The organism is Streptosporangium minutum (genome assembly GCF_002149035.1).
Lineage (GTDB): Bacteria > Actinomycetota > Actinomycetes > Streptosporangiales > Streptosporangiaceae > Streptosporangium > Streptosporangium minutum.
Genome location: NZ_NGFP01000255.1, coordinates 1 through 13357, shown reverse-complemented (window position 1 = coordinate 13357; position 13357 = coordinate 1). Strand labels below are relative to the sequence as shown.

Here is a 13357-nt window from a genome sequence, read left to right as displayed (position 1 = left end):
AGCGCTCGACCGGGATCGGGCCGTCCACGGCGGCCTGGTTGCGACCGCTCAGCCATCCGGCCCCGGAGTTGATCAGCAGACGCAGGTGCTCGACATCACGGCTGCCGTCCTCGGCCTCCTGCGCCCAGGGAAACCCCATGGTCTCCGCCGGGTTGGCGGCGCTGATCCCGGCGTAGAGGCCCCACCGGCCCACCGGCGCCGCGTGCACCTGATCCCGCTCAGCGGCGAACGCCAGCACCGCCACGTCCTGGGTCGGGCTCCGCCAGGCGATCCGGCAGGGCCGCCGGCGGGTGTCGCTCAGCAGCCGGACATGGACGGCGGCGGCGGAGTCGACGGCGTGGCGGGCGGTCAGCACCAAGCTCGGTGCGATCAGATACCCGCTGGCCAACGCCAACGGCCGCCCGTCGCGGCGGGTCAGGACGTCGACGACCAGATCTTCACGCATGGGACCTCTGCTCGGGGTCGTACCGGGCTGGGCGGGTCACCGGGTCGGGCGCGGCGGCGGCTGCGTCACCTCGTCGTTGATCACCGGCGGCTGCCGGGTCTCGGTGGAGAACGGGGCCAGGGAGAACATGATGCGGTGGGTGTCGGTGCGGGCCCTCTTGCCCGACGCCCCGGCCTCGACCACGCCGAGGGTGAGCTTGYCCTCGCCGCCCTTCTCCCGGGCGATCTGCACCAGGAACTCCACCTCCACCGTGCCGACGGTGAAGCGCAGCTCCTCGCCGAGCACCTCGGCGCGGACACGGGCCTTGGCGACCTCGGCGCGCACCAGGTCCATCGCCTCGGCCAGCGACAGCGGTTCCTCACCCATGACCAGCTCCTGACCTACGGGACGGTTGCCCACCATAAGACGCCACCCCAGTTGCAATCCGGTATACGCGTCGATTGACCGGCGATTGTCCTCAAACGGCCACAGACCGTCCCTCCACTCGGGCCGTCGTCACCGGCCGGAGGTTCCCGCTCCGATCGGTGACGACGGCCGCGGGGTAGCTCCGCGTGATGGCGGTGACGGTGTGCGGCTCCCGGCGGCAGTCGTCTCCACGGACTCGGAACGTGGCGGGCGGCACGCTCCGGAGCCGGATGTGATCGTGTCCGGCCAGGGTGGGGGCATGCTTTGACGCCTGCCCGGAAGCCGGCCGGGCGGCCTCCCGAGCCGATCTCCCCGCGACACTCCCCCGACGTCGCGGGTTCCCGGCAGGGATCGCTTCCATCCGGCTCATCGACGGATTGGCTGCCGTACATCCCAAGCACGGAAATCGGGGGCAGCCGTCCCTTCCTCATCAAGATCGAAGCAGGTATGTTTGACCGGTCATCGAAAAAAAGTTTCACCAATGGAGGAACATTGGGCAAGAAGCTTCAGATGCTGGCACTACCGATCGCGGCCATCGCGCTGGCCACCCTGACGAGCGTTCCCGCCCAGGCGGCCGACGGCTACAACCGATGCCATGACGACCACTACTGCCTGTTCTCCGGCCTCGACGGCACCGGCGACATCATCGAGATCCAGAGCGATACGCCGGATCTCGCCGCTCTCGGCATGGCCGGCAGGGCCAAGTCGGACTGGAATCGCACGGATTCCTTCATCCACCTTTACTCCGAAGCCGGCTACGGCGGCTGCTCGGCCCTGACCACCCCCGGCGGGAAGGGCAACTTCTTCACCGCCTACCGCGACTTCTTCAGTTCCGTCCGCATCGGCGGTCCGAACGGTCCGTCCTGCCTCACTCTCACGGGTTCACGGGCCGACTCACACGGCTGACGCGGCCCCGCACGGCCCTTCGGGCGCGCGGCCCGTTACCGGCTCACTGCGGTCATGTCCCTTCGGCGCTCGCTCCGCTCGGTTCCGGCGGAGCGAGCGCCGTCGTTTCCCACCGGCGTTCCGACTGTCGTGGACGCCGGATGCCGCAGGCGTGGGGCCGGTCTTCGGATCAGCTCCCGGGCGGCTCTCGGTCGGCGTTCCGCTCCAGCCACGCGACGATGTGCTCGGCGTAGCTTCCGACACGCGTCAGGGGCTTGCCGCCGAGTTCGAGGACCGCGACGAGCCGGCTGATCCGCACAGCCGCGACACCGGGGAGCAGGACGACGTCGTGGATCCCGCCCCGGGCGAGCCGTGCCGCGTCGCGGGAGGCGCCCGGCATGAGTGCGTCGGCCATCTTCAGCAGCTCGGCAGGTGCCCGGTCGCCCATACGTCGGTGGTGAGGCACGGGGCCCGCCGCCGTCACCTCACACATCAGGAGCGCCCGTTTCGAGCAGGCGCCCCTCGGACAGCCGCAGCCAGCGGTCCACTCCGATCTCGGCGAGGAACCGCTCGTCGTGGCTGACCACCATGAAGGCGCCTTCGTATGACTGCAGGGCGCCTTCCAGCTGGGTGACGCTGACCAGGTCGAGGTTGTTGGTCGGTTCGTCCAGCAGCAGCAGCTGGGGCGCCGGTTCGGCGCACAGGACGCAGGCCAGGGTGGCGCGCAGCCGCTCGCCGCCGGACAGCACCCCGACCGGGAGGTGCATGCGGGAGCCCCGGAACAGGAAGCGGGCGAGCAGATTCATCCGCTGCGCCTCCGGCATCCCGGGCGCGAACGCGGCCAGGTTCTCCGCCACGGTGCGGTCGAGGTCCAGCAGGTCCAGCCGTTGGGACAGGTAGGCGACCCGGCCGTCGGCCCGCTTGGTCCCGCCGCCCTCCGGCTCCAGCTCGCCGTTGACGACGCGCAGCAGGGTGGACTTGCCGGCGCCGTTGGGACCGGTCAGGGCGATCCGCTCGGGCCCCCGGATCGTCAGATCCGCCCCCTCCCCTGCGAAGAGGGCCCGCTCACCGTAGCGGACCTGCATCCGTTCGCCGAGGAAGACGGTGCGTCCGGCCGGGACGCGGGTCCCGGGCAGCTCCAGCGCGATCTTCTGCTCGTCGCGCAGGGCACGGCCCGCCTCGTCGAGCCGGGCCCTGGCCTCGCTGACCCGCGCGGCGTGCGTCTCGTTCGCCCTCCCCGCCGACTCCTGGGCGCGCCGCTTCATCGTCCCAGCGAAGATCTTCGGCAGGCCGGCGCTCTTGAGGTTGCGGGCGGCGTTGCCGGCCCGGCGAGCGGCCCGCTCGCGGGCCTGCTGCATCTCCCGCTTCTCCCGCCTGACCTCCTGCTCGGCGTTGCGGATGTTTTTCTCGGCGACCTCCCGCCCGGCGCGTACGGCCTCCTCGTACTCGGTGAAGTTCCCGCCGTAGGACCGGATCTCGCCTTGGTCGAGCTCGGCGATGCGGTCCATGCGGTCGAGCAGTGCCCGGTCGTGGCTGACCAGCAGCAGGCAGCCGTTCCAGTCCCCGAGCACGTCGTAGAGCCTGTGGCGCGCGTCGAGGTCGAGGTTGTTGGTCGGTTCGTCGAGCAGCAGGACGTCGGGCCGCTTCAGCAGCTGTGCCGCCAGGCCGAGGGAGACGACCTGGCCGCCGCTGAGGGTGTGCAGGCGCCGGGTGAGGGAGACGTCCCCGAGGCCGAGCCGGTCCAGCTGGGCACGGGTGCGCTCCTCGATGTCCCAGTCGTTGCCGATCGTGGTGAAGTGCTCCTCGCTCGCGTCTCCGGACTCGATGGCGTTCAGCGCCCTGATCACCGGAGCGATCTCCAGGACCTCGGCTACGGTCAGGTCGCCGACGAGGGGCAGGGTCTGGGGTAGGTAGCCCAGCACCCCCTCCACCGTGACCGAGCCCGCGGCCGGGCGAAGTGCACCGGCGATCAGCCTGAGCAGCGTGCTCTTACCGGCGCCGTTGGGCGCCACCAGGCCGGTGCGTCCCGCGGGGATGGTGAATGAGAGGTCCTCGAACACCGGGGTGTCGTCGGGCCAGGAAAAAGACAGGTTCGAAACCACGATCAGGGCGTCGGACATCGGATCGCTTCCGCGTTCGGCCGGCACGGCAGAGCCCGCCCGGCAAAATGGTCAGGACACGAAGACATCGCCAACCGGCGGACACGCAATAGGCGCGTCACCGATGGCCATGAGATCCGGGATCACCCGGAGATGTCTTCTTCGCCTGCCATGTCATGCTCCGTTCCGCCATTACCGACCAGCCACAGTACCAGCTGAGAACCCCACTCCCGTTGACGTGTGATCTCCGGAGCGAGCCGGCCCGTCGGACCGTCATGCCGGGCTGCGCCCGGATCAGGTAGCGCGGAAGAAGAACGAGCGCCGCTTCTCCGCCGGGCCGAAGGCCGTCCCGGCGTCGACAGCGGGCCGCTCCGGGCGGACCTCGGCGGCCCCGGCCGTGACCGGGTGGTGCGGCTCGCCGGCTCGCCTCCGCCGATGCGCGAGAATGATCCCTGTGACCGTCGTCTACGTACTCAATGGCCCGAACCTGAACCTGCTCGGCACCCGCAGGCCCGAGGTGTACGGCACCACGACACTGTCGATCCTCGAAGAACTGTGCCGTGAGGAGGCCACCCGGCTCGGCCTGGACCTGGTCTTCCGCCAGTCCAACCACGAAGGCCTGCTGATCGACTGGATCCACGAGGCCGGAGCGCGCGTCAAGGCCGGTGAGAGCATCGGCGCGGTCTTCAATCCCGGCGCCTACACCCACACCTCGATCGCCCTGCACGACGCCGTCGAGGGCACCGAGCTCCCGGTCGTCGAGGTGCACATCTCCAACGTGCACCGCCGGGAGGCCTTCCGGCACCACTCCTACATCTCCCCCGTCGCTCGCGGCACCATCGTCGGCCTCGGCGTGGACGGCTACCGCCTGGCCATCGACGCCCTCCACGGGATGTCCTCGCGGTAGGAGGCGGAGCCGGCGGCTCCGCGAGGCGTTCCTTCATGCATTTCGTGAACTGTGTAAACTCAATCGGATGACACTCGACGCCCAGGGCTTCCTGGAGCGGTTCGCCATGATCATGTCCGAGTCCGGCTATCCCCGGATGGCGGCCAGGGTCTTCGCCGCGCTGCTCGTCTCCGACGACGGCAGGCTCACCGCCGCCGAACTCGCCGAGCGGCTCCAGGTGGGGCCGCCGGCGATCTCCGGCGCGGTGAAATACCTGATGCACGTGGGAATGGTGGCACGCGAGCGCGATCCGGGGGAACGGCGTGACCGTTACCGCGTCGACCAGGTGGCGTGGTTCACCGCGGCCACGTCCAGCGACGAGGTCTTCCGCCGTTTCGAGGAGGGCGCCCGGGAAGGGCTTGAGGTGTTCGACCGGGACACGCCCGTGGGAGCCCGCCTGGAGGAGATCCGGCGTTTCTTCGCCTTTCTGCGCCGAGAGGTCCCCGAGCTGATGAACAGGTGGCGGGAGCTGGAGGCACGCGAGGTCACGGCGGCGCAGACCGGCAGGCCCGGCGGCGTCCGGGGCCGTGGCGACCACGGTCATTAGGGGCGACGGCGCCGGAGCCCTCTGACCGGCGAACGCTCCCGCACCGGCCGAGCCGCCCCCGGCCGGGGCCGACGGCTCGCCCACCGCACGCGCCCAGCTGTCCTCGCGGGCCGTACGGACGACCCGGATGACCGAAACCTGCAAGACGCCGGGGCCGCGGGCGTGAGGGAATGGACCCATGAGCTCTCCTGACAGGCGCGACGACACGACCGGGCAGACAGACCTGCTGGAGCTGGCCAACGTGGGCCCGGCGGTGGCCCGGCATCTGGCGCGGGTGGGAATCACCCGCACGGGCCAGCTCGCCGGCCTGGACCCGGTGGAGTTGTACGACCGGTTGTGCGCCCTGGACGGGCGCCGATACGACCCCTGCCTGCTGGACACGTTCATGTCCGCCGTCGAGCAGGCCGACGGCGGACCGGCGCGCCCGTGGTGGGACTACACCGCCGGACGCAAGCGCCTGCTCTCCGAACGGGTGCGCTGAGGGCCGCCGGCTCCGCCCGGCCGGTGAAAAACCATTTCCGGCCGCCCTGGCCGTCCGGATAGATTCGGCCGTCTCGCCGTACCGCCCCCTGGAGTACCAATGATCGTTGTCTCCGCCGCTTCCGGTGCGCTCGGCCGCCTGGTCGTCGACCGGCTCCTGACCCGGGTGCCCGCCGGTGAGGTCGTCGCCGCCGTGCGCGATCCCGGCGCCGCCGCCGACCTGGCGGCCCGCGGCGTCCAGGTCCGCCGTGGCGACTACGACGATCCGGCGAGCCTGCGCGAGGCGTTCGGCGGAGCCGACCGGTTGCTGCTGATCTCATCCCCGGAGCTGGACCCGGCCCGCCGCCTCGCCCAGCACCTGGCCGCCCTCGACGCGGCCGGGGTCGCCGGCGTCGGCGCCCTCGCCTACACCAGCTTCCTGGGCGCCGAGAGCGACGGCACGGGTGTCACCGAGGCGCACCACGCCACCGAGAAGGCGATCCTCGCCGGCGGCCTGCCGTACACGATGCTCCGTCACCCCTACTACAGCGAGGCGTTCCTCAACCCCGGTCTCCGGGCCGCCGTCGCCTCCGGCGAGCTGACCGACGCCACCGGCGGGCGCGGCCTCAACACCGCGTCACGGGCCGACCTCGCCGAGGCCGCCGCCAACGTGCTGACCGGCGACGGGCACCTGGGCCGCGGCTACGACTTCACCGGTCCGCTGTGGACCTACCCGCAGCTCGCCCGGACCCTCACCGAGGTCTCCGGCGTCCCGGTCGCCCACCGTGAGGGGCCCGACGACGCGAGCGGCGCCCTCCGCTGGCTCAACGGCCAGGTGCGCGCCGGCGCGCTGGAGACCCAGACCGGCGACCTCCAGGAGGTTCTCGGCCGTCCCGCCACGACCCTGCGGCAGGCCGTCACCACCGCGCTGCGCCCGGCCGGCCCCGGCGGGGCCTGACCCCCGCGCGGGTACGGCGGCCCGCCGGCCGGACCGCGCCCTCAGCGACGCGCCTGCCAGTCGGCCCTGGTCAGGGCGTACTCGACCTCTCCGTGCTCGGAACCGTCGATGACGTCCGGCCAGTCCTGGTGGAAGGTGCGCACCAGCGTCAGGCCGGACTTCTCCATCACGCGCCGGGAGCCGAGGTTGACCGCCATCGTCCCGGCGAACACGCGGTCCACGCCGAGCTCGGTGAAGCCCTTGTGGATCAGCGCACGCGACCCCTCGGTGGCGTAGCCCTTCCCCCAGGCGGCCCGGCGCAGGCGGTAACCGAGCTCGACCTCGCCCTCACGCGGCTCGTCGCGGCGCGGCCGGAAGTGGAACCAGCCCAGGAACCGTCCGGTGGACCTCTCCACGGCCGCCCAGAAGCCGAACCCCTCGGAGCGCTCGTAGTAGCCGAGGAAAGCAGGCAGGACCCTGTCCCGGATCTCCTCGCGGGGAGTCGGCCTGCCGCCGTTGAGGAAGCGCATGACCTCGGGGTCGCCGTCGAGCTCGACCAGATCGTCCTCGTCGGCCCCGGTGAAGCGGCGCAGCGTCAGGCGGTCGGTCTCCAGGAAGATCTGCATCGTCCGATTATCGGTTCATCCGGCTGTCGCTTCATCTGGTTTAACCGCCTTCAAGATCCCCGGAGGGGAAGGAGGCCACAGGCCTGCATGTCCGATCCGTTCAAGACGGGCGGGCCGCCGGACCGTAACGTGGCGGGTATGGCACCTTCTTTCAATCTGATCGGTCTCGTCGTAAGCGATATGGGCAAGTCTCTGGCCTTCTACCGCCGTCTCGGGTTGGACATCCCGCTGAGCGCCGATTCCGAGCCGCATGTCGAGACGGACCTCCCCGGCGGGCTGCGGCTCGCGTGGGACACCGTCGACACCGTCCGCTCCTTCGATCCGGAATGGTCCCCCTCCCACGGCAGCGCCCGGATCAGCCTGGCCTTCGCCTGCGACGATCCGCAGGAGGTGGACCGGGTCTACGCCGACCTCGTCCAGGCCGGTTACGAGGGGCACAAGCAGCCTTGGGACGCGTTCTGGGGGCAGCGCTACGCGCTGGTGCGGGACCCGGACGGCAACAGCGTCGACCTGTTCGCGCCGCTGCCGCAGGCACCGCCCGCCTCCTGAGCCGAGCCGGCCGAGCGCGTCCGCCGCCCCGGGCCGTTCGCCGGGTCGTCGGCGCCGGTCGTCCCCGCCGCCATCGCCGACGGCGGGGCCGACCGGCGCCGCGGCCCAGCCGGCGACATGGCGGAAGCCCACCCGCCGGCAGAGCCGGCCTCGGTCCCTCGCGGGAGCGGGACCGGCCAGGCCCGGAGCGAGATCATCCTCCTCCCCCGAAGGGGACAGACCACGTCGACCGGAATCGCGGCCGTCGGCGGGCGATCAGTCCCGATGTTGACCGGAATCGCGGCCGTCGGCGGACGATCAGTCCCGGTCCGCGCCGTACAGCACGCCGAGGTCGGCGACCGTGGCGGCCATCTGGGCGCGCAGCTCGGCGGGCTCCAGGACCTCGACGTCGGCGCCCAGGCGCAGCAGCAGCCAGTGGGCGTGCCTGACCGACTCGATCGGCAGGCGCACGACGACCCAGCCGCGATCGTCGGGCGGGCCCGCCTCGGCCAGCGCGGCGTCGGCGACATCGGCGCCGACGGTGTAGCGGAACATGCCCTCGATGCCGGGCGCCACCCGCACCAGGGCCTCGGCGGTGTACATCCGGGCCCGGAAGTCGTCCGCGTAGCGCTCCCAGTAGGCGGCCAGCTCGAAGTCTCGGGGCCGTTCGAAACGGCCCTCGACGATCTCGGCGGCGAGGATCCGCGACACGCGGTAGGTGCGGGGCTCTCCTCCGCCGACGGCCGCCACCATGTACCACGACCCGCCCTTGAGGACGAGGCCGTAGGGATGGGCCAGGCGCTCGACGTCGCGCGGGCCCCATCGGCGGTAGGTCATGCGCAGCGGGCGCTGGTCCCACACCGCCTCGGAGACCTCCCCCAGGAAAGGCGCCTCGTCGGCGCCTCTGTACCACCCCGGGACGTCCAGGTGGAAGCGCTCACGCATCCGGGAGGCGTGGAAGCGCGGCTCGGGAGGCAGCGCGGCGAGCAGTTTCAGCTCGGCGTTGGCGGCCACCTCCCCCAGCCCGAGCTCGGCGGCGGGGCCGGGCAGCCCGGCCAGGAACAGCGAGGAGGCCTCCTCGGCGGTCAGCCCGTTGAGGCGGGTGCGGTAGCCGTCCAGCAGACGGTATCCTCCGGCCGGGCCGCGATCGGCGTAGACCGGCACCCCCGCCGACGACAGGGCCTCCACGTCCCGGTAGACCGTCCGGACCGATACCTCCAGCTCCTCCGACAGCTCGGTGGCCGTCATGTGCCCCCGGGTCTGCAGGAGCAGCAGGAGTGACAGCAGACGACTCGCACGCATGCCGCCCATTGTTCCGCACGATTGCCAAAGTCACACACGGCATGTTCAAATGAACGCATGGAAGGTGCTGATCGGATTCGGGCGATCATGTCCGCGCTGCGCGTCAGCGACACGGTCTCGGTGGCGGAGCTGGCCGTCGAGCACGCGGTGTCGGAGATGACCATCCGCCGCGACCTCGACGAGCTCGCCCAGCAGGGCGTGGTGAGGCGGGTGCGCGGCGGCGCGGTGAGCCTGCTGCTGCGCGGGGAGGAGCCGCCGTTCGGGGTCCGCGAACGCGAGGCGGTGGAGGCCAAACGGCGCATCGCCGCCGAGGTCGCCTCGCTGCTCTCCGACGGCGAGGCCGTGCTGCTGGACGGCGGGACCACCAACCTGGAGATCGCCAGGGCGATCCGCGACCGCCGCCTGACGGTCCTGCCGCTCTCCCTGCAGGCCGCACACGAGCTCAGCACGGCCCCGCGCGTCCGCCTGGTGCTCCCCGGCGGCGAGGTCCGCCCCGGAGAGCTCAACCTCGTCGGCCCCCTGACCGAGAGCGCCATCCGCTCCCTGCGCTTCGACACCGCGGTCATCGGCTGCTGCGGCCTGTCCGCCGAGCACGGCCTGACCGCCCACGACCTGTCCGACGTCGCCGTCAAGCAGGCGGCGATCTCCTCTGCCCGGCGCGTCGTCGCGGCCACCGACTCCGGCAAGTTCAGCCGCACCGCCTTCGGCGCCGTCTGCCCCCTGGACCGCCTCGACATGGTGGTCACCGACACCGCGCTCCCCCCGGCCGAGCACGACGCCCTCGTCGCCGCGGGCGTCATCGTCCGCACCGTCTGACTGGAGCTCCCCCCTCATGCACGTCACCACCGCCGACCGCGGCACGCTCGTCCGCGGCAGAGTGGCGGTCTGCCTGCTCTTCCTGCTCGCCGGCATGGCCATCGGCACCTGGACGGCACGGATCCCCTCCATCAAACAGGAGCTCGAGCTGAGCGACGGCCAGCTCAGCCTCGGCCTGCTCGGCATCGCCGCCGGGGCGATCGCGGGCATGCAGGTGGTGGGCCGCCTCGTCGACCGCTACGGCAGCGTCAGGGTGATGCTGCCGATGGCCTTCGCGCAGAGCGTCGTGCTGATCCTCCCGGCCTACATGCCGAACCTGGCAGCCCTGGCACTGGCGCTGTTCGCCTTCGGCGCGGTGCACGGCACGCTCGACGTGGCGATGAACGCCAACGCCGTCGAGGTGGAGCGGGCCATGGACCGGCCGCTCATGTCGTCCTTCCACGCGGTGTTCAGCATCGGCGGGTTCGTCGGCGCGGCCGTCGGGGGGCTGCTCGCGCACGCCGCGTTCACCCCCGCGGCCACCTTCGCCGCCCTGGCCGCGGCCATCGCCGTCCTGGCTCTATGGGCTTCCCGCTGGGCGTTCACTCCCCCGGCGGCACCCGCCCGGGGAGCCGACGCCGACGTCACGGGCGGCGCCGGTACGGCGGGCTGGGACCGCGGCCTGCTCCTCCTGGGCGTGCTGGGGATCTGCTGCATGATCGGGGAGGGGGCGGCGGCGGACTGGAGCTCGGTCTACCTGCGCGACGCCCTCGGCAGTTCGGCCGGGTTCGCCGCGGCGGCCTACGCCGCGTTCTCCGTCATGATGACCGCCGGCCGCCTGGTGGGCGACCGGCTGGCCGCCCGGCTGGGCCCGGTGACGCTGGTGCGTAGCTGCGGCCTGCTGGCCGCCTCGGGACTCGGCGCCGCCCTGCTGGCCGACCATCCGGTGGCCGCGGTCGTCGGCTTCGGCTGTTTCGGCGCCGGCCTGTCGTGCATCGTCCCGCAGGTCTTCTCCGCCGCCGGACGGCGCGACCCGGCCCGCGCCGGGCAGGCTCTGGCCCGGGTGGCGAGCCTGTCCTACGTGGGCTTCCTCAGCGGTCCGGTGCTGATCGGCAGCGTGGCCGAGCTGGTGGGGCTGCCGCGCGCCCTGATCATCCCCGTGATACTGGCGGCCTTCGTGGCACTGGCGGCGGCCGCGCTCCGACCCCACCCCTTTACAAAGTAGATCAATATCTCGGAGCAGGGCCGGCTCTCCAGGGCTCGCCGCCGCCACCGGTGACGTCATCCACTGGCTCGACTCCGACGTGATCCTGGACCGCCGACCCGTCGAGACGCACATGCGCCGGCACCACGTGGCGTCAGGCGGCGAACTGCTCGTAGCCCAGCTTGGCCACCATCGCGATCACCACGCACAGCAGGACCGCGCGCACGAACCCCGCCCCCCGGCGCAGGGCCATCCGGGCGCCGAGCTGGGCTCCGGCGATGTTGCAGACGGCCATGGCCAGACCGAGCAGCCACAGCACATGCCCCTGGTAGGCGAAGACCAGCAGGGCTCCCAGATTCGTGCAGGAATTGATGATCTTCGAGTGGGCCGAGCCGCTCACGAAGTCCATACCGAGGATCGTGGTGAAGGCGATGATCAGAAAGGTGCCGGTGCCCGGGCCCAGGATGCCGTCGTAGAAGGCGATCCCGGCACCGGTGACGGCGATCGCGGCAACGGTCCTCGCGTGGGTGCGCAGGTGGGGCTGGGGATGGGTGCCGAAAGCAGGCCGGAAGGTGACGAACAGCGCCACGCTCACCAGGGTGACCATGACCAGCGGGATGAGCGCCTCCCGGGAGATCGCCGCCGCAGACGCCGCGCCCAGCCCGGCGAAGACCACCGCGCCCAGCCCGGCCGGTACCGCCACCCCTGCGTCGATCTTGGTGGTCCTGGCGTAGGTCACGGCCGCGGAGGCCGTGCCGAAGATGGCGGCGAACTTGTTGGTGGCCAGCGCCTGGACCGGTGAGAGCCCGGCCATGAGGAGCACCGGGAGCTGCAGCAGCCCTCCCCCACCGACCACGGCGTCGATCCATCCCGCCCCGGCCGCCGCTACGAGCAGCAGGACGATCTCCGCCATATCCACGCCAAACCCCCGAATCAGATGTCCGCCCGGCAGAGCGTATCCACCCCTCCCCCGCCGGAGGGAGGCGGTCCCTCCCCGGTGGGAGGGCGCATACCAGCGTGAGCTGGGAGGATTGGGCGCGTGAGACGCATCCTGGCCCCGCTGACCAGCCGGGCCACCTATCTCGGGTGGACGTGCCTGATCCTGGGCGGTGCGCTGGCCATGCCGTACGTGATGGTCGGCACGGTGCTCGCGGAACTGCTGCGGCTGCGGGAGACGACGGCCTACACGCTGGTCTCCATGGACCCGGCCGTCCTGGCGGGCGCCCTCCCCCTGATCGCGCTGACCGGGCTGTTCCTGCCGGTGCGCGCGCTGGAGCTGACCGCCGCGCGGGGCCTGCTGGGCGTCCGGATCGACTCCCCTCCCGACCGGCCGGCACGCACCTGGGCCGAGCGGCGCCGTACCGCGGCCTGGTTCACCCTGCATTTGGGGATCGGCGCGGTGCTGGCGGGGGCGACGCTCGCGCTGGTGCCGTTCGCGATCTGGCTGTCCCTGCTGCCGTTGCTGGGTGACCGGGGCGCGTTCCTCGGCTTCACGGTGACGGCCGGCTGGAGCGGCGCGTGGGGACCGGCGGCGGCGCTGGTGACGCTCGCGCTGCTCGTCTACGCGGCGGCGGGCGCGGGGGCGCTGCTGGCGCGGCTCGCTCCGGCCCTGCTCGGCCCCGCCCCGGCCGACCGGCTGGCGGCGCTGGAGGAGCGGGCCCGGCTGCTGGCCACGCGCAACCGGCTCGCCCGCGAGCTGCACGACTCGGTCGGGCACGCGCTCAGCGTGGTGACCATCCAGGCGGGCGCGGCCGGCCGGGTGCTCGGCCGGGATCCGGAGGCGGCGCGTACCGCGCTGACGGCGATCGAGGAGTCTGCGCGCGCGGCCCTGGAGGATCTGGATCACGTGCTCGGGCTGCTGCGCGAGGAGGAGAGCGGCGACCGCGCTCCGGCCAGGACCCTGGCGGACCTGCCCGAGCTGGTCCGTTCGACCGGCGCCGCCGCCGAGATCACCGGCGATCTCTCCGCACTGCCCGCACTGGTCTCGCGGGAGGCCTACCGGATCGTCCAGGAGGCGCTGACCAACGCGCTCCGGCACGGCTCCGGTCCGGCCCGGCTGGCGGCGGCCGTCCATGACGACCGTCTTGAGCTGGAGGTGCGCAACCGGGTCCGGCAGCGGCCGGAGCGGGCCGGACGCCGGGGGGTGGCGGGCATGCGGGAGCGGGTGACGCTGCTGGGC

At 72.1% G+C, this 13357-nt stretch carries 16 protein-coding genes; 9 read left to right on the top strand and 7 right to left on the bottom strand.

Features of this window, described 5'->3' with window-relative positions:
• Together CA984_RS36380 and CA984_RS36375 are read right to left on the bottom strand one after the other, a co-directional pair.
• Positions 1-445: trypsin-like peptidase domain-containing protein (locus tag CA984_RS36380; RefSeq protein ID WP_133061880.1), on the bottom strand; the 445-nt coding region annotated here is incomplete at its 3' end.
• Positions 446-481: 36 nt separating this feature from the next.
• The gene (locus CA984_RS36375) at positions 482-811 is read right to left on the bottom strand and encodes a trypco2 family protein (protein WP_086577944.1); all 330 of its coding nucleotides are present in this window, start codon (positions 809-811) and stop codon (positions 482-484) included.
• 486 nt (positions 812-1297) lie between these two features.
• On the opposite strand from CA984_RS36375, the gene CA984_RS36370 reads away from it, so the two are divergent.
• A complete protein-coding gene (locus tag CA984_RS36370) occupies positions 1298-1756 on the top strand; it encodes a peptidase inhibitor family I36 protein (protein WP_242676368.1) in 459 nt (152 codons plus the stop codon).
• Between the two features lie 169 nt (positions 1757-1925).
• Here the strand turns inward: CA984_RS36370 and CA984_RS47430 are convergent, their stop codons facing one another.
• Together CA984_RS47430 and abc-f are read right to left on the bottom strand one after the other, a co-directional pair.
• Positions 1926-2183, bottom strand: a complete 258-nt coding sequence (locus CA984_RS47430) for a hypothetical protein (protein WP_086577942.1) — start codon at positions 2181-2183, stop codon at positions 1926-1928.
• Positions 2184-2220: 37 nt separating this feature from the next.
• Positions 2221-3855, bottom strand: coding sequence for a ribosomal protection-like ABC-F family protein (gene abc-f, locus CA984_RS36360; protein WP_086577941.1), 1635 nt, complete (start codon positions 3853-3855; stop codon positions 2221-2223).
• Positions 3856-4279: 424 nt separating this feature from the next.
• Between abc-f and aroQ the strand changes: the two genes are divergently transcribed.
• The 4 genes from aroQ (at position 4280) to CA984_RS36340 (ending at position 6744) form a co-directional block, all read left to right on the top strand.
• Complete coding sequence (gene aroQ, locus CA984_RS36355; protein WP_207621163.1) at positions 4280-4741, top strand: type II 3-dehydroquinate dehydratase; 462 nt, start codon at positions 4280-4282, stop codon at positions 4739-4741.
• Positions 4742-4808: 67 nt separating this feature from the next.
• The gene (locus CA984_RS36350) at positions 4809-5327 is read left to right on the top strand and encodes a GbsR/MarR family transcriptional regulator (RefSeq protein WP_086577939.1); all 519 of its coding nucleotides are present in this window, start codon (positions 4809-4811) and stop codon (positions 5325-5327) included.
• Between the two features lie 178 nt (positions 5328-5505).
• Entirely contained in the window at positions 5506-5808 is a 303-nt protein-coding gene (locus tag CA984_RS36345; protein WP_086577938.1) for a helix-hairpin-helix domain-containing protein, read from the top strand.
• 99 nt (positions 5809-5907) lie between these two features.
• A complete protein-coding gene (locus CA984_RS36340) occupies positions 5908-6744 on the top strand; it encodes an NAD(P)H-binding protein (protein WP_086577937.1) in 837 nt (278 codons plus the stop codon).
• 41 nt (positions 6745-6785) lie between these two features.
• On the opposite strand, the gene CA984_RS36335 is transcribed toward CA984_RS36340, so the two are convergent.
• Positions 6786-7349 (bottom strand): GNAT family N-acetyltransferase, encoded by a 564-nt coding sequence (locus CA984_RS36335; protein WP_086577936.1) that lies wholly within the window; start codon positions 7347-7349, stop codon positions 6786-6788.
• 87 nt (positions 7350-7436) lie between these two features.
• Here CA984_RS36335 and CA984_RS36330 point away from each other — a divergent pair, with 87 nt between their 5' ends.
• A complete protein-coding gene (locus tag CA984_RS36330; protein ID WP_207621162.1) occupies positions 7437-7898 on the top strand; it encodes a VOC family protein in 462 nt (153 codons plus the stop codon).
• Between the two features lie 297 nt (positions 7899-8195).
• Here the strand turns inward: CA984_RS36330 and CA984_RS36325 are convergent, their stop codons facing one another.
• Positions 8196-9179 (bottom strand): helix-turn-helix transcriptional regulator, encoded by a 984-nt coding sequence (locus tag CA984_RS36325; protein WP_086577945.1) that lies wholly within the window; start codon positions 9177-9179, stop codon positions 8196-8198.
• A 57-nt stretch (positions 9180-9236) separates the two neighbouring features.
• Between CA984_RS36325 and CA984_RS36320 the strand changes: the two genes are divergently transcribed.
• Together CA984_RS36320 and CA984_RS36315 are read left to right on the top strand one after the other, a co-directional pair.
• Positions 9237-9995, top strand: coding sequence for a DeoR/GlpR family DNA-binding transcription regulator (locus CA984_RS36320; RefSeq protein ID WP_086577935.1), 759 nt, complete (start codon positions 9237-9239; stop codon positions 9993-9995).
• A gap of 16 nt (positions 9996-10011) precedes the next feature.
• Positions 10012-11199: an MFS transporter gene (locus CA984_RS36315; RefSeq protein ID WP_086577934.1), complete on the top strand. Its 1188-nt coding sequence runs from the start codon at positions 10012-10014 to the stop codon at positions 11197-11199.
• A gap of 133 nt (positions 11200-11332) precedes the next feature.
• Here CA984_RS36315 and CA984_RS36310 read toward each other — a convergent pair whose 3' ends face one another.
• Positions 11333-12091 carry a TSUP family transporter gene (locus CA984_RS36310; RefSeq protein WP_423229350.1) on the bottom strand — a complete coding sequence of 253 codons (759 nt, stop codon included), beginning with the start codon at positions 12089-12091 and terminating at the stop codon, positions 11333-11335.
• Between the two features lie 126 nt (positions 12092-12217).
• Between CA984_RS36310 and CA984_RS36305 the strand changes: the two genes are divergently transcribed.
• Positions 12218-13357: histidine kinase (locus CA984_RS36305; RefSeq protein ID WP_086577932.1), on the top strand; the 1140-nt coding region annotated here is incomplete at its 3' end.